This is a genomic window from Devosia faecipullorum (genome assembly GCF_015158295.1).
In the GTDB taxonomy this organism is placed as follows: Bacteria; Pseudomonadota; Alphaproteobacteria; order Rhizobiales; family Devosiaceae; genus Devosia; species Devosia faecipullorum.
On the sequence record NZ_JACDXV010000001.1, the window covers coordinates 705,709 to 723,805 of the forward strand.

The 18,097-nt window shown below is 62.6% G+C and carries 21 protein-coding genes; 3 read left to right on the forward strand and 18 right to left on the reverse strand.

What is annotated here, in order from left to right; translation table 11 throughout:
• From H0482_RS03480 to acs, 4 genes are all read right to left on the reverse strand, one after another.
• Positions 1 to 1,194: an MFS transporter gene (locus tag H0482_RS03480; RefSeq protein ID WP_193728608.1), complete on the reverse strand. Its 1,194-nt coding sequence runs from the start codon at positions 1,192 to 1,194 to the stop codon at positions 1 to 3.
• 136 nt (positions 1,195 to 1,330) lie between these two features.
• The gene (locus tag H0482_RS03485; protein ID WP_193728609.1) at positions 1,331 to 2,131 is read right to left on the reverse strand and encodes a UDP-2,3-diacylglucosamine diphosphatase; all 801 of its coding nucleotides are present in this window, start codon (positions 2,129 to 2,131) and stop codon (positions 1,331 to 1,333) included.
• 101 nt (positions 2,132 to 2,232) lie between these two features.
• Positions 2,233 to 3,315 carry a glycoside hydrolase family 3 protein gene (locus tag H0482_RS03490; protein ID WP_193728610.1) on the reverse strand — a complete coding sequence of 361 codons (1,083 nt, stop codon included), beginning with the start codon at positions 3,313 to 3,315 and terminating at the stop codon, positions 2,233 to 2,235.
• A 230-nt stretch (positions 3,316 to 3,545) separates the two neighbouring features.
• Positions 3,546 to 5,498, reverse strand: coding sequence for an acetate--CoA ligase (acs, locus tag H0482_RS03495; protein WP_193728611.1), 1,953 nt, complete (start codon positions 5,496 to 5,498; stop codon positions 3,546 to 3,548).
• Positions 5,499 to 5,753: 255 nt separating this feature from the next.
• Here acs and H0482_RS03500 point away from each other — a divergent pair, with 255 nt between their 5' ends.
• Entirely contained in the window at positions 5,754 to 6,320 is a 567-nt protein-coding gene (locus H0482_RS03500) for a hypothetical protein (protein WP_193728612.1), read from the forward strand.
• A gap of 16 nt (positions 6,321 to 6,336) precedes the next feature.
• On the opposite strand, the gene H0482_RS03505 is transcribed toward H0482_RS03500, so the two are convergent.
• The 3 genes from H0482_RS03505 to H0482_RS03515 form a co-directional block, all read right to left on the reverse strand.
• The gene (locus tag H0482_RS03505; RefSeq protein WP_193728613.1) at positions 6,337 to 7,662 is read right to left on the reverse strand and encodes a lipopolysaccharide biosynthesis protein; all 1,326 of its coding nucleotides are present in this window, start codon (positions 7,660 to 7,662) and stop codon (positions 6,337 to 6,339) included.
• Positions 7,659 to 8,831: a lipid II:glycine glycyltransferase FemX gene (locus H0482_RS03510; protein ID WP_193728614.1), complete on the reverse strand. Its 1,173-nt coding sequence runs from the start codon at positions 8,829 to 8,831 to the stop codon at positions 7,659 to 7,661. Before H0482_RS03510 ends, H0482_RS03505 begins: the two co-directional genes overlap by 4 nt.
• 110 nt (positions 8,832 to 8,941) lie before the next feature.
• Positions 8,942 to 9,637, reverse strand: coding sequence for a TerC family protein (locus tag H0482_RS03515; protein ID WP_193728615.1), 696 nt, complete (start codon positions 9,635 to 9,637; stop codon positions 8,942 to 8,944).
• A 521-nt stretch (positions 9,638 to 10,158) separates the two neighbouring features.
• Here H0482_RS03515 and H0482_RS03520 point away from each other — a divergent pair.
• Complete coding sequence (locus H0482_RS03520; RefSeq protein WP_193728616.1) at positions 10,159 to 11,649, forward strand: integrase family protein; 1,491 nt, start codon at positions 10,159 to 10,161, stop codon at positions 11,647 to 11,649.
• Here the strand turns inward: H0482_RS03520 and H0482_RS03525 are convergent, their stop codons facing one another.
• Positions 11,650 to 11,928, reverse strand: a complete 279-nt coding sequence (locus H0482_RS03525) for a hypothetical protein (RefSeq protein WP_193728617.1) — start codon at positions 11,926 to 11,928, stop codon at positions 11,650 to 11,652.
• A 1-nt stretch (position 11,929) separates the two neighbouring features.
• Between H0482_RS03525 and H0482_RS03530 the strand changes: the two genes are divergently transcribed.
• On the forward strand, positions 11,930 to 12,352 hold the full coding sequence (locus H0482_RS03530) for a hypothetical protein (protein ID WP_193728618.1): 423 nt from the start codon (positions 11,930 to 11,932) through the stop codon (positions 12,350 to 12,352).
• Here H0482_RS03530 and H0482_RS03535 read toward each other — a convergent pair.
• The 10 genes from H0482_RS03535 to H0482_RS03580 form a co-directional block, all read right to left on the reverse strand.
• Complete coding sequence (locus H0482_RS03535) at positions 12,344 to 12,706, reverse strand: hypothetical protein (RefSeq protein ID WP_193728619.1); 363 nt, start codon at positions 12,704 to 12,706, stop codon at positions 12,344 to 12,346. The two genes, H0482_RS03530 and H0482_RS03535, sit on opposite strands and share 9 nt — an antisense overlap.
• Before the next feature lie 48 nt (positions 12,707 to 12,754).
• The gene (locus H0482_RS03540) at positions 12,755 to 13,240 is read right to left on the reverse strand and encodes a thermonuclease family protein (RefSeq protein WP_210319061.1); all 486 of its coding nucleotides are present in this window, start codon (positions 13,238 to 13,240) and stop codon (positions 12,755 to 12,757) included.
• Positions 13,241 to 13,347: 107 nt separating this feature from the next.
• Complete coding sequence (locus H0482_RS03545) at positions 13,348 to 14,154, reverse strand: metallophosphoesterase (RefSeq protein ID WP_193728620.1); 807 nt, start codon at positions 14,152 to 14,154, stop codon at positions 13,348 to 13,350.
• An 11-nt stretch (positions 14,155 to 14,165) separates the two neighbouring features.
• The gene (locus tag H0482_RS03550) at positions 14,166 to 14,786 is read right to left on the reverse strand and encodes a metallophosphoesterase family protein (protein WP_193728621.1); all 621 of its coding nucleotides are present in this window, start codon (positions 14,784 to 14,786) and stop codon (positions 14,166 to 14,168) included.
• Between the two features lie 62 nt (positions 14,787 to 14,848).
• A complete protein-coding gene (locus H0482_RS03555; protein ID WP_193728622.1) occupies positions 14,849 to 15,325 on the reverse strand; it encodes a hypothetical protein in 477 nt (158 codons plus the stop codon).
• Positions 15,322 to 15,684, reverse strand: coding sequence for a hypothetical protein (locus tag H0482_RS03560; RefSeq protein WP_193728623.1), 363 nt, complete (start codon positions 15,682 to 15,684; stop codon positions 15,322 to 15,324). The genes H0482_RS03555 and H0482_RS03560 overlap by 4 nt, the downstream gene beginning before the upstream one ends.
• Positions 15,671 to 16,543, reverse strand: a complete 873-nt coding sequence (locus H0482_RS03565) for a hypothetical protein (RefSeq protein ID WP_193728624.1) — start codon at positions 16,541 to 16,543, stop codon at positions 15,671 to 15,673. The genes H0482_RS03560 and H0482_RS03565 overlap by 14 nt, the downstream gene beginning before the upstream one ends.
• A complete protein-coding gene (locus H0482_RS03570; RefSeq protein WP_193728625.1) occupies positions 16,540 to 17,016 on the reverse strand; it encodes a hypothetical protein in 477 nt (158 codons plus the stop codon). Before H0482_RS03570 ends, H0482_RS03565 begins: the two co-directional genes overlap by 4 nt.
• Positions 17,013 to 17,762 (reverse strand): hypothetical protein, encoded by a 750-nt coding sequence (locus tag H0482_RS03575; RefSeq protein ID WP_193728626.1) that lies wholly within the window; start codon positions 17,760 to 17,762, stop codon positions 17,013 to 17,015. The genes H0482_RS03570 and H0482_RS03575 overlap by 4 nt, the downstream gene beginning before the upstream one ends.
• On the reverse strand, positions 17,755 to 18,090 hold the full coding sequence (locus H0482_RS03580) for a hypothetical protein (protein WP_193728627.1): 336 nt from the start codon (positions 18,088 to 18,090) through the stop codon (positions 17,755 to 17,757). The genes H0482_RS03575 and H0482_RS03580 overlap by 8 nt, the downstream gene beginning before the upstream one ends.
• Positions 18,091 to 18,097 lie beyond the last annotated feature (7 nt).

The window sequence follows — 18,097 nt, forward strand, 5'->3', positions numbered from 1 at the left end:
TCATGCGGCCTTTGGCGGCCGCAATTTCAGCGACCACAACACGCACAGTATCGCCAGCGCCGAGGTGATGGTGGAATAGAAGAAGGCATAGCTGCCGAAATGCTCGACCAATATGCCGAACAGGATCAGCGCCACCATGGACGCGCCCATGCCGAGCATGTTGGCAAAGCCCTGGGCTTCGGCGGCATTTGCCTCGTTGGTCCAGTTGGCGATGAAATGCACCACGCCGAAATAGCCCATGCCGAAGCTGAAAGCATGCAGCAATTGGGTGAAGAACAGCACTTCCACCGGCGGATTGAAAGCCATGATGGTGAAGCGCACCAGCCCGGCGATCGCCCCGACAAGGATCATGTTGCGCGCCGTCACCTTGCCGCCGAAGCGGCGCCAGGCAAACATCAGAATGGCCTCGCCTACCGCCGCGACACCCAGCAAGGGGCCGAGGAAATAGCCCGGTATTCCGTTTTCATGCCAGAGCAGCGCGGCGAAACTGCCGATCACCGAATTGGAGGAATTGACCAGCGCAAAGGACAGCAAAGGCAATATGAACCAGAGCTTGAGGCTATCCTTGAGCCGGCTGACCGGCTGGGCCGCCTCCGGTGAAGCACTCGCCAGGGTCACCTGCGGCGCCGGCGTGCGGAAGCGGGGCAAGAGGAAGGCCAGGGCCGCCCGCGCCACCACCATAGCCACATAGAGCGTGACGAAAATTTCCGAGCCCAGCAGGTTGAGAAACAATCCCAGCCCACCAGCCGCGAACACATAGCCCACCGTCGCCCAGGCGCGGATCGCGCCGAAATCGGTGCCGTTGCGGCGCGTCATGCGCACGGTGGCCGCGTCGATCACCGGCGCGACCAGACCATTGCTGGCGGCGGTCAGCGCCCAGATCGTCAGGATGCCCCAGAATTCGGAGACGAAATATAGCGGCAGCGGCGCCAGCGCCGAGACGATGGAAATGACGATGAGCGCCGTCCGCCAGTCATCGGCCTTGTCGGCAATGCGCCCCACGATGATGTTGAGCAGCAGCAGACAAAGCGTCGGCAATGCATTGATCAGGCCGATCTGGTCGGCGGGAATGCCGTGATCGCTGAGCCAGATTCCGAAAAACACGGAAGCGACGCCACCGGGGATATAGACGGTGAACTGATACAATGTTGCGCGCAGCTCGGGCGTATCCAAGCGCGATAGTAACGATGTCATGGAGAAAAGAACTCCGGGCGCACAACTGCGCCGCGTGTCGTTTCGTGCCTTGTAAATCGTTGCAATGCAAGGGGGCTGCGACGGGACGGGATTGCTTTTGTCCGCAACGCCATCAACCGGGCGCGGCGGAAGAAAATTATTGCTCGCTAACCCGCCGCGCACGCGTCTTGCGCGATTCACCGGTGACCATTTCGGTCCACTTGATCAGCTCGAATCCGCCGTCATGGGCTTCCACGATGGCAGTGCAGCTTTCCACCCAATCGCCGGTATTGATATATTGGATGCCCAGCCGGTCATGAATGTCGGCAAAATGGATATGGCCGCAGATGACGCCATCGACGCCCGATTCCTTGGCCTCATGCACCAGCGCTTCCTCGAAGCGGCCGATCACGGATACCGCGTTCTTGACCTTCTGCTTGGCCCAGGCGCTCAGCGACCAATATTGCAGGCCCAGCCGGCGGCGCACCCAATTTATGGCGATATTGACGCGCAAAGCCGCGTTGTAGGCCCAGTCCCCCACATGGGCCAGCCATTTGGCGTTCATCACCACGACGTCGAACTGATCGCCATGGATCACCAGATACGTCTTGCCGGTGGCCGAGGTGTGGATGGTGCGGTCCACCAGCTCGATCTCGCCGAAATATGTGCCGAGATATTCGCGCAGGAATTCGTCGTGATTGCCGGGCAGATAGACGATGCGGGTGCCCGCATTGGCCTTGGCGAGCAGCAGATCGATGAGGATGTTGTATTCCGCCGGCCAGTGCCATTGCTTGGACAGCCGCCAGCCGTCGAGAATGTCGCCGACCAGATAGATCGTCTCGGCATCATGGGCGCGCAGGAATTCGATCAGCTGTTTGCTGCGGATCGGCTTCATGCCCAGATGCACGTCGGACAGGAACAGCGCCCGGACATGCCGGATTTCGCGGTCTTCCGCCATCAGCCCTTGGCCTCCTGCTGGTTCGGCGGCACATTACAAGCTGGCGGTGCCGGTGCAAACACGCGCCGCGAGAAAGACGGGGAAAGTGCGCCCGGCCCCGCTTATTTCACCCGCGCTTTCAGCGCCACGATGCGCGCATAGCTCTGTTCGATCCGCCGTGCGAAGTCCGGGTCTGCCGCTGCTTCGGCAAGCAGGATGTCGAGAATTTCCTGCGACAGGCCGGGCCGGTATTTCGCCGTATTGGAAAACAGCAGCACATCCATGCCCGCGCGCACCGCCTTGATCACGGTCTCTTCCAGCGTGAAATGATCGCGAATCGCGCCCATTTCCAGATCGTCGCTGATCACCACGCCGTCAAAGCCCAGTTCGTCCCGCAATATTCCATCGATCCAGCGCGGGGATAGGGACGAAGGCGTCTCCCCGTCATCATCGGCATAATCGGCGTGATAAAGGTGCCCGATCATGACCATGTCGGCCAGCCCCTCCCCGATCAGCGCCCGATAGGGTTCCAGCTCCTCGGGCGTCCAGGTCTGGGTAATGTCGACGAAGCCCTCATGGCTGTCCGCCGTTGAGGAACCGTGGCCGGGGAAATGCTTGAGCGCGGTGATCAGGCCCGCCGCGTGGTGGGCCCGGATGAAAGCCGCATCATAGGCGATCACCGTCTCCGGGTCGGCCGAAAAGGCCCGACCGAACCGCGCGATGACCTGATTGTCGGGATTGAGATTGAGGTCGGCCACCGGCCCGAAATTGACGCTGAAGCCTTCGGCGGCGATCCCGTCGGCCATCGCCCGATAGATGTCCTCGGCCTCCTGCGGGGTTTTTCGGGCCGCGATGCTGGCGGCATTGGGGATTTCCGAAAAACCCACCTCCCCGGTCAACCGTTCCACCGCCCCGCCTTCCTGATCAAGCGTGATGAATGGCGGCAGATCGGGCGTCGCGGCGCGGAAAAGGGCATTCATCTCTCGCACCATGGGCAGGTCGGTGACGTTCTTCTTGAGATACATCACCCCGCCCAGCCGCCCCTCGCGCAATTCCTCCGCTACCGCTTCCACCCCATCGGCATCGGCGCTGGCTCCCTCGAAGCCGACGATGATCATCTGCCCGGCCATCTGCTCCAGGCTGGCGGCGACTACGGGGAGGCCCGAGAGGAGCAGAGCGAAGACGGCGGCTAGGAAACGGAACAAGAGAACACCGGAGGCATGAATCGGGAACACCAGAATGAATGCCAAAAACGGGCAAGACAATGTTCGCCCCCCATGTTTGGGGGATGCGAACAAAGCCATGAAGCCGCATTCTTTCCTCTGGTGGACCAAGGTCCGGGGACTTCAACCTTCCTTCCGGGCAGCCACCAAACTGATCGGGCGGCGGCCTTGCGACCACCGCCCGATTTTTAAGTTCCGCCTAGGCCGACCTGTCAGGCCGGCTTGTGCTGCCGATTGGCGATCAGGTCTTCGACCACGGCCGGATCGGCCAGTGTCGACGTATCGCCCAGTGCGCCGAAATCGTTCTCCGCCACCTTGCGCAGGATACGGCGCATGATCTTGCCGGAGCGCGTCTTGGGCAGGCCGGGCGCCCATTGGATATAATCGGGCGAAGCGATCGGGCCGATTTCCTTGCGCACCCAGCTGCGCAACTCGTTACGCAATTCGTCAGTATATTCCTCGCCGGACATCAGCGTGACATAGCAATAAATGCCCTGCCCCTTGATGTCGTGCGGGAACCCGACCACCGCGGCCTCGGAGACCTTGGGATGGGCGACCAGCGCGCTTTCCACCTCGGCGGTACCGAGACGATGGCCAGAAACGTTGAGCACGTCATCGACGCGGCCGGTAATCCAGTAATAGCCGTCCTCGTCGCGGCGACAGCCGTCGCCGGTGAAATAGCGGCCCTTATAGGTCTCGAAATAGGTCGAGACAAACCGCCCGTGATCGCCCCAGATGGTGCGCGCCTGGCTCGGCCAGCTATCGTCGATGGCGAGCACGCCTTCGGCCTTGGTCTGTTCCTGCAACTTGCCTTCCGGCGACAGCACCGATGGCTTGATGCCGAAGAAGGGCTTGGTCGCCGAACCCGGCTTGGTCGCCGTCGCGCCGGGGAACGGGCAGATCATGTGCCCGCCGGTCTCGGTCTGCCACCAGGCGTCGAGCACTTCGCAGCGCCCCTTGCCCACCTTGTTATAATACCAGAGCCAGGCTTCCGGGTTGATCGGCTCGCCCACCGTACCGAGCAGGCGCAGGCTGGGCATGTCGAATTTCTCGACGAATTCGGGGCCGGCGCCCATCAGCGCGCGGATGGCGGTCGGCGCAGTGTGGAAGATATTGACCTTGTGCCGCTCGACCACCTGCCAGAAGCGGCTGGCGTCGGGCCAGGAGGGGATGCCCTCGAACATCAGGGTCGTCGCGCCATTGGCCAGTGGACCGTATAGAATATAGGAATGGCCGGTGATCCAGCCCACGTCCGCCGTGCACCAGAACACTTCGCCGCGCTTGTAGTCGAAGCTCAACTCATGGGTCAGCGAGGTGAAGGCGAGATAGCCACCCTGGGTATGCACCACGCCCTTGGGCTTGCCCGTCGAGCCGGACGTATAAAGGATGAACAGCGGATCTTCCGCATTCATCGGCTCGGGTTCGTTGAACGGCTCGACGCCGGCGGCGGCCTCATGCCACCACACGTCGCGGCTGCCCTTCATCGGCACGTCGGCGCCGGTATTGTGCACCACCAGCACCTTGCTGACGCCGGGGCAGTCTTCGAGCGCCTTGTCCACATTGGCCTTGAGCGCCACGGTCTTGCCGCCGCGACGGCCTTCGTCGGCGGTGATCACCACGGCCGAATCGCAGTCATTGATGCGGCCGGCGAGCGAATCGGGAGAGAAGCCGCCGAACACCACCGAATGCACCGCCCCGATACGGGCGCAGGCCAGCATGGCATAGGCGGCCTGAGGGATCATCGGCAGGTAGATGGTGACGCGGTCGCCCTTCTTGACGCCCAGCGATTTCAGCACATTGGCGCAGCGGCAGACTTTTTCGTGCAGCGTGCGATAGGTGATATATTCGGCCTGGTCATCGGGATTGTCGGGCTCCCAGATGATGGCGACATCGTCGCCCCGCTCCGCCAGATGGCGGTCGATGCAATTGGCCGCGACGTTGAGCACCCCGTCCTCGAACCATTTGATCGAGATATCGGGATATTCGAACGTGGTGTTCTTGATCTTGGTGGGAAAGGTCATCCAGTCGAGCCGCTTGGCCTGTTCGGCCCAGAACCCGTTGGGGTCGCTGATCGAACGCGCGTAAAGCTCGTCGTACTGTTCTTTCGTCGTGTGGGTGCGTGCGACGGCAGCCGCACTTGGCTGGAACAAGAGCTGGTCGCTCATCGTCTTCCTCCCTAAGTCTCTCCCGAGAATTGTTCTAATGAGCGGACCCGCCAGCGGCAAGGGCCACATGCCGCGACTTAATCGCTATTTCAGCATGGGTATATGCCGAAAAGGCACTTGTACCCCATGTTAACCGTCCTGCCCCATATTGAGCCGGCTTTTCTGTGCCGGTCATTCGCGTGATGGCGCCGGTTCGAAGAGCCGGAACGCGGCGGGCAATCTGTCCGGCCGCGACGCGCTTCATGAGGAGCTGCCATGGCCGAGATGACCATCCGCGCCGCCGACAATGCGGATATCGACCTCATTCACCGCGAACTGGTCGATGTCATCATGACCTCGCCGCATTACAGCGACCATTTCAAGCGGCACGAAGCGGCCCGGCTGGACAAGAATTTCCTGCGCGGCCTCATCGCCATCGATCCCTGGCATATCATGATCATGTGCGCCGACGGCGTGCCGGGCGGCGCCATGGTTTCCGGTCCCGAATGCGGCGCCATCTTCCGCTATTGGAGCTGGGTCTTTCCCTCCCACCGCCAGACGCGCCTGGGCATGTTCGGCATGCGCGCCTTCGACGAACACTGGGACAATTCCCGCTTCCACAAGGCGTTCACCTTTGTGCGCCCCGACAACGAAGTCGCCCGCATGCTGCTCAAGCGCTACGGCTATCGCGAAACCGTGCTGCTCCAACAACACATTTTCGGCGAGGATTATCTGCTCATCGAAAAATTCTACACCCGCCAGGATGTCCCCTATGACCAAGGCGCCGTCCCCGGCCGCTTCGGTCGCCTGAAACGGCGCTTGCAGGGCCTGACGGGCTCCTGAGCCAGATCGGGTAGACCTATTCCGCCGCTGCCAGCGCCCGTCGGGCCCGGAACCATTGCAGGATCGACACATCGATCCGCGCCGTGCGCAGCGCGATCACCCACAGCGCCACCGACCAGGCGGCAATGCCGATCAATGCCGCCATGGCCGCGCCGACAAGGTGGAACATCGGAACCAGCACGATATTGCCGAAGACCAACGTGCCCATGCCCAGGATCACCGCCGGCAGGCTGGCCCATGGGCGGTCATGGATCGACAGCACCATCGAGGCCGGCCCCATGGCCGAGCGCACCACCAGCGCCAGGCACAGTATCGCCAGCGGCACCGCGCCCGCGCCAAATCCCTCGCCGAACAGCAGCAATGCGAAATTGCCGCCAATGGCGACCAGCACGAACAGGGTCAGCGAGACGAGCGTGGCGACCAGATTGGCCTCGCCCACCTTGCGATGGAAGGCGGCGCGATCCTGTTGCGCCTCGCTCTCGAACATGTCGGGCAGCGTCACTGCATAGACGGCGGCCACTCCGAACGACACCAGCGAGAAAATGCGCGTGCAGACCCCGAAAATGGCCAGCTCTTCCTTGCCGAGCAAATTGGCCAGGAGCAGCAGGTCGATGTCGAAGAAAAAGTCCGTGGCCAGCGTGATCAACACCCATGGCGCAGCGAAGCGCCACCAGCGCGGCCATTCGCTCTGCCTGATCTCCGCCTTGCCTTCGACGCGCCCAACCGTCGCGACAACGAAGCCTAAATGCACCAGCGCGATCACCACATAGCCGATGGCAATCACCCAGAGCATGGCCGAAAACCCTTCGGCGGGCTGTTCGAACGCGGTGACGCAGATCACAAACGTGCCCAGCACCACCATGGGGCGAAACACCCCATCGGCGAAAAAGCCGGCAAAGGGGCGCTTGAGCCCCACCAGCACGCCGCCACTGACATAGACCAGCGCCGTCGCCAGCGCCAACAGCAGCACAGGCAGGAAATGGGCGGCAATCGTGCTTGCCCCCTGCCCCAGCGTGTTCACCAGGGATGGCCCGGCAACCAGCAGCAAGACGAAGGCCAGCGCCACATGGCCATAGGCGCGCCGGAGAAAGGCGATCAATTGCCCCCTTTCACCCAGCGCCCGATATTCGGCGGCAAAATATGTCCCCACCGTCTGGAAGCCCAGCGGCATGGCCACGGCGATGAGGTTCACCGCCGCGATGATGAGCAGATATTCCCCCAGGATCGCCGCGCCCCAGAAGCGGGCAATGAAGGCCTGGACCAGAAAAATCAGCCCCGCACCGAACAGGCGTCCCCCGAAAATGATGCTGGATTGCGAGGCGAGCCGGCGCGCGAGACTCATTTCAGGTAATCGTCCAGCTCCGGCGGCGCCTGATCGGGCCGGGCCACGCCGGAGCGCAGGTGAAGCAGGTGTTGCTTGAGCCGGTTCACGCTGTCGCGGGCGGCAAAGGCGGAAGCGCCGAGCCAATAGGCGAACGGCGTGGCGGCGTAGTTGACGACGGGCGGCACCGGCTTGATATGCCCCGCCTCGCCCACCATGCCCTTCTTGAACTGGTGCAGTCCCTGAAAGCCGTCTGTGCCTCCCAGGTCATACCAGCTTGCCCGCGTATAATCGCGCAGCCAGCGGATGATATGCCAATGCAGGAAATAACCGGCGCGCAGCGGCAGTGCCCTCTCATTGGTCGCGCCATAGAGATAGACCGCGCGGTCGCCCGCCTTGAAGATCAGCGCTCCGGCAACGATCTCGCCTTCGTGCCGCACGAAGAACAATTCGGGCCGCAAGGCTTCGTCCATCGCCATCAGCACGTCGAGCGTGTCATAGGCCGAATAATCGGGAAATTGCTTGCGGTCGGACATCGCCTCGTAGAGCGTCTTGAACTCGCCCAGACGCTCCGCTCCGGCATGTTCGAAATGCAGGTCCGATTTTTCCGCCTTGTGTAATTGCCGCCGCCAGGTCTGGTGGAAGCTCTTGCGCTGTTCGGCATCATCGAGTCGCAGATTGACCATGTAGCGGTGCGGATAGCCCAGCGCCGAACCGCGCCGGAACCCGCGCGCCCGCAGCGCCAGATAATCCGCATTGACCGGCGCTGGCGAGGCATGAGGGAGGATGGACAGCATCATGCCGCGCTGTTCGGCATAATTGGCCACCATGGCCTCGACCATGCCCGCATGGATCGCCGACGCATCGGCGGCCTTCATGTCGGCCAGCATCGGCCCCCACTTCACCACGGCAATTTGGCCCAGACGCAGCGGCAGCTTCTGCACCATGACCAGCGCGCCGCCGACGATCCGGCCATGTCGCTCGAAGAGGTTCGCCTCCAGCGTCACGCCGGGCCAGCGGATCGCGGCAAAGCCGTGCAATTGCTCCTGGCAGATGCCGTCGAAACCGGCGGCGATCTCGTCCCAGCGCGCGCCGTCCACGCGCCGCATCACCAGCGCTGGCGACAGGCGCGACGTCTCGCGGTCGGATGCGATATCGGATTGGGGGACCAGATCGGCAATTGCGGACATGGCGAATTTCCGGCTCTCGTTCGTTCAGCCGGAAATTAGCGCCGATGAATGTGCAAAGTCCTATTGGCATGCGGCAAATGCCGCAAACCTTCGCCCTTGGTTACCAAAAACTAATGCGCGACGGCAGCGGCCGCATGCGGAGTATAGAGCAGCGGAATCTCGGGAATGGCGACGAATGCGCCCAGCCCTTCGAGCCCCATGCGCAGGGCGACGAACAGGATCATGACAAGGCCGATCCAGGCGATCCAACGGAAGCGATGCAGCAGCCGGGCGATAAAGGTCGCCGCCACGCCCATCAGCACCACCGACAGGGCCAGTCCGAAAATCAGGGCCTCGAAATGGTGCTGCGCCGCGCCGGCCACCGCCAGAACGTTGTCGAGCGACATGGACACGTCGGCAATGATGATCTGGGTGACGGCTTGCCGCAGCGTCTTCTTCGGTGCCTTGGCGGCAATGCTGCCATCGGCATTGAGATCGGCATCGGCAAGGGCTTCGGTCGCTTCGTGCTCCTCGTCATGGGAGACGGTCAGCTCGCGATACATCTTCCAGCAGACCCAGAGCAGCAGCACGCCACCGGCGATGAGCAACCCGCCGCCCAGCGACAGCAATTGCGTGGTGATCAGCGCGAAGAAAATGCGCAGGACCGTCGCCGCGATGATACCGATCAGGATGGCCTTGCGCCGCAATTCGGCGGGCAAACCAGCCGCCGCCAGGCCAATGACCACCGCATTGTCCCCCGCCAGCACCAGATCGATCAGAATGACCTGAAACAGAGACGAGAAGAAACTCGGATCAAAACCGAACATGACATATCCTTGCGGAAATGGGCAGGAAGACGCTTGAGCAGCTACTCCTCCCTCACCCTCTCTGCAAGGCCGCACCCGCCGAATCCCGCAGAAAACGTCATATTTCCGTGATGAACCGGCCTTGCTGACAGGTCGGTGACAGAAATCCCTATCAGCGAACAAAAAAGACGTCCGGCGGCGTCTTCTTGATTGTCATTTCGCCGCGGCGGCATTCCGCCCAGTTCACCACAAGGCGGATTACCCAACACCTGAGTGGCCATGGACGAGCCTTCAACGCCCGACAAATTCAGCACGGGGGCGAGGCGGGATTTTTTCTAATTTCAGGGAGAAACTTTGGTGGGTGCACAAGGGATCGAACCTTGGACCCGCTGATTAAGAGTCAGTATCCCGTGCCACTCCAGCGCCGCCCCCGTTAACCTTTCGACCCCATTTTCTGCGGGTTTCAAGGGTTCCTCTTGCATAGCACCGGCGTGGCTGATTTTTTCGACGCCGTCCCAATCCCGTCCCAGCATCGATTCGTAGTGCCCAAGACCACCATCACACAGCAGACCATCGCCAAGGCCCGGCGCGACGCCGCCGACGCCAAGGCCAGATTCGAGATCCCCGACGTGCAGGCGCCGGGCCTGATCCTGCGCGCAGGTCCAACGGGCTTGCTGTGGCAGTTCCGGTTCGAGATGCACGGCAGAGGCACCCGCCTCGTCCTTGGCAACGTGGACGAGTGGTCAATCGCCGAGGCTCGGTCCCTGGTCCTCGAAGGCCGCAAAATGATCGCCGGTCGGATCCGGCGCCCCGATGATGAATGGGTGCACGAAATGCGGGTATCCATGGGGAAGGCGGCGGCCGCGCCCGTCACTGTCGCTCACCGGCATTCGACGTTCTGGACCTACAAGCAAGCCGTCACGGCGTACTTGGAACATGTGAAGCGCACGAAATCGCCGGCCACGTATCGCGACTATCGACAGTCCCTCGGCAATGCCGACCTCGCCGTGCTCGCGAAGCGACCGGTGCCATCGATCACCCGCCCCGACCTGTCGAAGATCATTGCTGGCGTTGCGGCTTCTGGCCGTGAATCCACGGCCGAGGGAATGGTTCGCAAGCTAAAGCCATTCTGGGCGTGGATGTCGGAGGATGCCCAGCGTGGCGACACTGGCATTGATCACGGCGTCATGGCCGGCTTGAAGGCCCCTCCCCGGTCTCGCCTGTCCGAGGACCAGTTCGAGGAGGCAGAAGCTGCGATGCGCTATGTGCCGCCGATGCACGAAGTCGGGCGCATCCTCGCCATCGCCCGGTCCGGCGCCCTCGACGAGATCGTAGGACTGGCGGTCGAGCTGCTGGTGTTCGCGCCTCAGCGCCGTCGTGCCATCGCCACCGCCCGCGTGGACAAAATGCGGGCTATCGGCTCAACTGAGGGCCTGTGGCGCATCCCAGCACCGCACCGCAAGACAGCGATCATGCGAGGGGAATTCTCCGAGCTCGTTATTCCCCTGCCCGCGCCGGCTTGGAGTGCCGTCAAGAAGGCAATGGAATTGGGTGACCCGACCGACGAGCGCAGGGTGTTCTTCCAACGACGGCCACGCCGTGCCGGCGACGAGATGGATCACATCGATCCGTCCACCCTGACCCACACTCTCTCCTATATGCCGGGCGTCATCGCGTCGCCCCACGATCTACGGCGGGCGTTGGCAACGCATGGCGAGAACGACTTGGGCCTGAGCCGCTTCGACACCAAGACCGTGCTCGACCACAGCCGCGGACAGGCCCCCGGAGATGTGACCGCGACCAGCTACGCCCTGTCGGACGGCACACATTACACATGGCGCATCATGCGGGCATGGGCCGAGCACGTCGAGAAAGCCTATCGCAACGCGATCGAATTTGACGATCGCCTGCGCGACGTCGAATGGATCAGGCAGCGAATCTATGAAGCCCGCGAGCGGTCCAAGGGACGTGGAAAGCCCGTGAGTTTGGTGAAGGCGTCGACGGCGAACATGTGGACGGAGGCTGGGAGCTGATCACTCCATGTCCGGCACATCGCCGTGCTGCCACAGCACCTCGGGCTCCCCAAATTCGCCTTCATCTGGCCTCGCTGGCCGCCTCCATGCGATGACGCCGGCATAGGCCCTGCTCATAAGCTTCGCGCGCTGGATAGCGCTGTGCTCGCTAGGCATCTGCTGGGCCTCGAATGCTGGACGCAGCTCGCCGTCCTCGCCGCGTTCGAATGCCGCCAGCACGATTAAGGTCGTCGATTTCTGGACCGGCGCCTGGCCCGTCGATTGCTGCTGCAGTCTCATCGTGATCGCTCCCACGCTTGCCATTCTCGATCGCTCGAAAGTAGAACAAAACAAGAACATGCAGCAATGGGATTCGATGACCAATTCACCGCCATCATCGGAATTCTATCGCCCCCGGCTCGGCCAGGCTGCGGACAAGGGATTGTTGCTGGTGGCCAAGTGCAACATGTGCCGGCGCAGCCGGGCTTACCTCGCTAGCGATCTGCTCCAGATCTACCACCGCGACACATACCTCGATGACCTGTTCGACGGGTGTTGCCCGCGATGCGGTCGGTCCGATTTCTGGCGGGTGCGGCAGCGGTATCCGTCGAACAACGACGTCGGCATGCTCGTCGTGCGGCGGCTGGCTGGCACGCGGACGACGCACCTGTGGCGCGACGAGCTCTACAGCGCGCCGGCAACCAACGAAGGGAATTCAGCGTAGTAGCAGCGGCATGCAAAGGCTCTGGAAAAGCGCGGCCATGACATCTGGTGCGGAATCGTCCTCGGAAATGTTCTTGAACTCGGTCTCGAAGACGCCAGACATATACGCCAGCGCCAGCATTAAGGCATTGCCGTTCTGCGTATACCGCTCAGTCTGAGAGAGCAGGCTGCGGCGCGGCTCCTGAAGGCCCACTTTTCCCGCGATGTCGATGCAGGCCAGCACATTCCTGCTCTCCCCGGGCTCTACCAGCCGATACATCTCTTCCAGATCCGCGATGTAGGTCTCAGCCGAGAATTGAGCAAAGCTCGGCTGGGCCCACAGCGCAATTATCATCGCCATCAAGATCCTGATCACAGCCACCCCTCCAGTCCTCTTCGGAACAACCTAGTCCATTCGATCCCGTCAACACCAGAATTCCCTGCCATTCGGCCACCGCCGAGCCAGCCCTTCTGCAATCAGGATATCACCCACATCGCGGCCACCGATCCGGATCGTGGCCAACGTCCGATCATAGCGATCCTGCCCATGGGTCTCGACGGTGAACGCATTGCCATTCAGCAGTTCGAGCAACCGCGCGCTGGCCCGATGCGCCAGCGCCACCTCGGTCTGCCCGCCACAGATGTCATTATAGGGCTCGGGCGTATCATACGATTCCAGCCTGAGATTCTGGCCCTCGAGCCAGATGGTGTCTCCGTCTACGATGCACGTGTGGCGGTTGCTGCCGCACATGCGGAAGCTCACGCGCCATTCGCCCGGGGACGATCTTGCCATCGCCGTCGAGATCGCCGGCGCAGCCGTCCTGGTCGATGGCGACTGCCCGTTGCCGCCGACCATGGCGGCGATGCCGCCGATGAGGAGGACGCCGACAACCAGAGGCCCCGACCGCATGCGCGATCGGCGCGGTCTGAATGGATTGCGCGGCAGCAGGCGGGGTGGGCGTGGTGTGAATCGTCTTCTGGCCATGCCGGCACTATGCCGGGCGCTGGCGATATCGTCTACGGCACCCGCGGCTTCGGCGCCGGCTCGCCGATCTCGACGACGAGCTGCGGGTTGAAGCCGTGCCGGTTCTCAAGGCGGTAGCCCTTGGGGTTGGTCATCACTCGAGTGTTCCCGACGTTGTAGTCAAAGGATTCATGCACGTGCCCGTGGTACCACAACGCCGGCTGATACTTGGCGATCAGCGGCTCGAGATTCGAGATGTACGCGGCGGTCAAGCTGTCGTTTTTGTACCGCTCGCCGATAGATCCGCGGGCTGGCCCATGGTGCGTGACGACGATGGTTTCGCCATTGAAGGGCGTGGACAGAACTGACTCTATATATGCCACCGATTTGCGATGGATTTCGCGGGCGTGCTGCGGAATGAAGGGCCGCGAGCTGCTGTCGACAAGCCGGATCAGCCGGTGGTCGTTCAGGCCGCTGCGCGCGACATACATGTGGCTGTCGAGAAGGATCGGATCGGCGTTTGGATTGAAAAGCATGTAGTCCGTCCAGAGCGTCGCCCCCACGAAACGCACGCCGCCGGTTGTCCAGGTCATGTCGTCGAGAACGCGCACGTCGCCCCATGCCGCAGCTCTGCCGGCTGCGAGGCGCTCGGATTCAATGCTCGAACGATAGAATTCGTGGTTCCCGAGGACGCTGACGACGCCGCTGCGCGTATGCGGCGCGATGTTTTCCTGCAGCCAAGTGACATGCTCTTTGCCGCCCCGGGCAATGTCACCGGCGCAGAGGGCAAAGTCGACGTCGTCGGGCACACCGAAATGGGCGACGTTGTGGTATTCGACCTCCGTGTGGAGGTCGGACATCAACCAGATTCTCACAGCTTCCACCCGTCACCGTGGTCGCTATCAAGCTCATTCGGATCGATCGGCGCTGGGATGACTTCCGGCTCGAAGACCTCGTCGTCGCGATCGCTGAAGGTGATCGGCGGCAGCGTGTCGAGATGCGACCGGATCTCATCGAGAGTGACAGGCCTATACTGGAACGCATCGACGCCGACGTCGCAGCTCTGGGCATTGCCGGCGAGATTGGTGTGGCTGTGGCCGAACAGCATGTAGACGCCCCGGCGCATCGCTGGCCAAACCCTCATGGCATAGTGAGACAGGATGAGCCTGCGACCGTCGACAACGATGTCGGCCATGTGCTCGACGCTGTTCCACGGAAGTTTTTCGCGGACGAACGGTCGATCGTGATTTCCGATGATTAGATTTTTGACACCGTTTAGCCTGTCGAAGTTCTTGGCGAGACGGGCGTTGTCTCCCCTGTAACCAAAATCGCCCAGATGCCAAACGACGTCGCCTGGACGCACGGCAGCATTCCAGTTGGCGATCAGGACCTCGTCATGCTCGTCGATGTCGCGGAACGGCCGATTGCAGAAACGGATGATGTTCTGGTGACCGAAGTGGGTATCGGCGGTGAAGAGAACGCGCTGGCTCATTGGTGTCTCCCGTTGATGACCAGCTTCTGCCCCGGGACTTAGCAAGGCACACGCACTTTCTTTCAGGACGCCGCCACGCTGTCAGTCTGTACGCCTGACGGCCCGTCCCATGCCCTTTGCCGGCGCTCGGATCTTGGTGCCTTCGGCTTCACCTGGTCGTCGTCGAGGGGCGTATACAGCGTGCGGCCGACCGCCACCTTCCGCAGTCCCAGATATCCAAGCACCGCCGGACCCGGCTCTCGGCGCCCGGACATGACGTCTGCCAATGCCTGCCGGGTGATGCCGATCTGGCGTGCGAGAGCGGCGTCACTGCCAGCTTTCGCCGAGGCGGCAAGCAGCCGGCGGTGAACCTCGATGGCGTCCAGCTGCAGCGGGCCCTGTCGCAGCGATTCCAGTGCGCGGAACATGTGGTGCCGCAGGTCGGCGGCACTGTAGTGCTCGCCGTCGAGGTCGAAGCCCTGGCTGTCGATGTCGGCCTCGGCCACGAATTCGATGAGATGCTGCGCGAGCCGAAGGGCATGGGTGGCGGTGGCGGTCATGCTGCAGGTCTCCATTCGTACGGTCGGGCCATGAGCTCGGGATTGGCTTCTTTGACGACATTGCCGGCGGCATCGACGTGCCAGATGCCCTCGCGGATAGCCCACAAGCAGGCATTCTCGATGCACTTGCCGACGCTCCATTCGTCGATGCCATCAGCGACGAGCGACGCGAACGCCGGATCCTTTTCCGGCTTCCATGTGCAGTGTTCTGGAAGCGGCGCCGGGTCGGGCTGCGGATCGATCTTGCGGGCGATCAGCACGTCGTCGAGTTCGTCGATCGTGCATTCCAGTTCGACGGCGACATCGCTCGGCCGGCGCCGGCGCAGCATGCCCATCAGCTTGACCTCAGGCGTACTCATGAGCCGCTCCTTCCGCTGCCGCGAGGCGAAAGCTAGTGTCCGCGTGGGCCACCTCCTCGACTGCTTTGATCGGCTGCTGGACGCCGAGACGCTTGCCCTCAGCGATCACCGCGGTGATAGAGACGCCGTGGTCGAATGCGATCGACGACCACTGCTTCGACGACAGCATCTCGCGCAGCTCGACGTCGGAGTAGTCCGTCAGCGACTGACGCTCGACGACCTCGACCGGCTCCGACTTCGCGGCGCGCCCGTCGATGCCGAGACGCTTGCGGTGCTGGTAGATCGTAGCCAAGGAGACATCCCACTCCTTCGCCAGAAATGGAGCAGGCATCGTCGAGATCTTCTCGCGGAGATATGCGTCGCCGTAGCGGGAGAGCTTGCCTTTCCTGCGACGCTTTTGCGCGGTCGCAGGGGAATGGGCTGCCTTCTCTGGCACTGCTGCTATGCCCAGGCGACCGCGGTACTCTTCGATCAACGACGCCGACACACCGAATTCGAAGGCAGCCTCATCAACGGTCAGCGTCGACAGCCGCTCGCGCAGTTCGTCATAGGTGAAGCTCGTCAGCTTGCCGACCTCTTCTCGCCGGCTGTCTTCTATGTCGACGGCAGTGGGAGCGGTGGCCCGGGGACGAACAAGAGTGTGCCTTGGCTCTGGTGTCGGCTCAGTGACCACTGCAGGCACCGGTGCCGGCTCGACCTTGGCAACGACAGGATTGATCGCAGCGCCACCAAGGATCAGCTCTGCAATCCTGTCGCGGGGCAGCTCCAGGGTGATCCCGATCGGCTGCTCGATTTGTACGCCAGCGAATTCGAGCTTGGCGACCCCGAGGTCGATGCGGACGGAGATATTGTCGCTCATGCTGCGATCCCTTCCTTGGCCATTGCCGCCAAAATCCGCGCGGCGACGGCGTTAAACCCCACGACATCACCAACGTGGTCGACGTGGGCGTAGAGGCTAGCCAGCCGACCATTCTTGACGATGACCCGGTTCTCATAGCTGTCGCCGCGCAGCGAACGCCCTCGCGGTTCTTCGAGGAAGCGAGCCTCGTCGGCCATGGCGAAATGGAAGCAGGGGATCAGCCTGTCGGTGGCGCCCTGCGCGCCGATAACGGAAAGGTCCTGATAGTGGTCACGACGGTCGGGCGCGTAGAACGACGGCACGATGGCGACGACGATGTATCGACGATATTCCGTGAGTAGGACGGTCCCCGGCTTCACCAGATCGGGCACCGTGGTCGCGGCGGGTGCGGTCGAACGGATGTTAGGCAGCCATTCGCGCGCTGCAGGGGCGGCGAACATATCGAGCTGGGCAGGATTGGATTTCCGTCTCATATCGCGAAGCCCTCCAGTGCCGAGATGTCGGCCGGCGCCAACACGGTGGCCTTGGGCAGATGCCGAACGGTGGCGAACAGGTTCTTGAGCGCCATGGTCGTCATGTAGGGTTCGCCCGACTCCATGCTGTCGATGGAATCGAGGATCAGCTGCTGGCACGACCCGGCGTCATCGAAGCCGGCGATGGCATACTTCTCCAGCCGGCCTATCAGCTTGGTCTCCGGCGCGCGATCGACGATCGCATCGAGCAGCATCTTGATCTGCGGACCGAACTCAGCGATCTCGCGCAGCCGGGCGCGCTCACGCCTGCCGAGCTCGCGCTTCCAGAGCTTGGCCGCGACGACCGCTTCGCCGTCATCGACGTGACCGCGCACGCGGAGAGAGCGCTCCTTCCGGTGCCCGCCGATGATTTCGAACTGGCACTCCGGTTCGAGCAACCGCCAAACTTGCCCTCCGGGTACGCGCTCGACGATGCCCATCTCGACGGCCCAGCCAAGGGATTCCCCGATCTTGAGGGCACAGAACTGGTCAGACCACTCGGGGTGCTGCTCGGACATGTGTGCGATCAGCTCGGAGCTGGTGCGCTCCGTCTTGCCGCCGAAGCCGTGGAGGACCTCGCGATTCCTGATGGCGTCCGCGCACGGGCCGAGCGGATAGCGCTGGTGACCGCGGCGCGAGGCGATGTCGATGACCTCGAGCGGCATGTAGTCGAAGAGCGATTTGCCGGCGAGAAGGATCTTAGCCATGGCTGATCCTCCTCAGCAGAAGCCCGCCCATCTTGACGTGGGTGGCCTCGCCGTCGCTCAGGCCGTCGAGGGTGTCGGGCCGATACCATTCGAACTCGGCGGCGACCGATTGGTCGAACACGCGATACATGCTCGACCGCATGTGGCCCTCGCAGCCGGCGGTGGCTTTGCAGCCGATCATGAAAGGCGTCACGCCGTAGTCGCGGTCTCGGGTGATGACGTGACCCTTGCAGATGTCGCACACGTAGATGTTGCGGCGCTCAGGCGGGGTCCGGCGTGCGTGGTCGTCGATGAAAGACTGCACGTCTTTGGGGAGCTGCAGGCTCATGGTGTCC

Coding starts and splice junctions, on each gene's coding strand:
- H0482_RS03480 (WP_193728608.1), bottom strand. CDS start 1,194: ATGACATCGTTACTATCGCGCTTGGATACGCCCGAGCTGCGCGCAACA.
- H0482_RS03485 (WP_193728609.1), bottom strand. CDS start 2,131: ATGGCGGAAGACCGCGAAATCCGGCATGTCCGGGCGCTGTTCCTGTCC.
- acs (WP_193728611.1), bottom strand. CDS start 5,498: ATGAGCGACCAGCTCTTGTTCCAGCCAAGTGCGGCTGCCGTCGCACGC.
- H0482_RS03500 (WP_193728612.1), top strand. CDS start 5,754: ATGGCCGAGATGACCATCCGCGCCGCCGACAATGCGGATATCGACCTC.
- H0482_RS03505 (WP_193728613.1), bottom strand. CDS start 7,662: ATGAGTCTCGCGCGCCGGCTCGCCTCGCAATCCAGCATCATTTTCGGG.
- H0482_RS03510 (WP_193728614.1), bottom strand. CDS start 8,831: ATGTCCGCAATTGCCGATCTGGTCCCCCAATCCGATATCGCATCCGAC.
- H0482_RS03515 (WP_193728615.1), bottom strand. CDS start 9,637: ATGTTCGGTTTTGATCCGAGTTTCTTCTCGTCTCTGTTTCAGGTCATT.
- H0482_RS03525 (WP_193728617.1), bottom strand. CDS start 11,928: ATGAGACTGCAGCAGCAATCGACGGGCCAGGCGCCGGTCCAGAAATCG.
- H0482_RS03540 (WP_210319061.1), bottom strand. CDS start 13,240: ATGCGGTCGGGGCCTCTGGTTGTCGGCGTCCTCCTCATCGGCGGCATC.
- H0482_RS03545 (WP_193728620.1), bottom strand. CDS start 14,154: ATGTCCGACCTCCACACGGAGGTCGAATACCACAACGTCGCCCATTTC.
- H0482_RS03550 (WP_193728621.1), bottom strand. CDS start 14,786: ATGAGCCAGCGCGTTCTCTTCACCGCCGATACCCACTTCGGTCACCAG.
- H0482_RS03555 (WP_193728622.1), bottom strand. CDS start 15,325: ATGACCGCCACCGCCACCCATGCCCTTCGGCTCGCGCAGCATCTCATC.
- H0482_RS03560 (WP_193728623.1), bottom strand. CDS start 15,684: ATGAGTACGCCTGAGGTCAAGCTGATGGGCATGCTGCGCCGGCGCCGG.
- H0482_RS03565 (WP_193728624.1), bottom strand. CDS start 16,543: ATGAGCGACAATATCTCCGTCCGCATCGACCTCGGGGTCGCCAAGCTC.
- H0482_RS03570 (WP_193728625.1), bottom strand. CDS start 17,016: ATGAGACGGAAATCCAATCCTGCCCAGCTCGATATGTTCGCCGCCCCT.
- H0482_RS03575 (WP_193728626.1), bottom strand. CDS start 17,762: ATGGCTAAGATCCTTCTCGCCGGCAAATCGCTCTTCGACTACATGCCG.
- H0482_RS03580 (WP_193728627.1), bottom strand. CDS start 18,090: ATGAGCCTGCAGCTCCCCAAAGACGTGCAGTCTTTCATCGACGACCAC.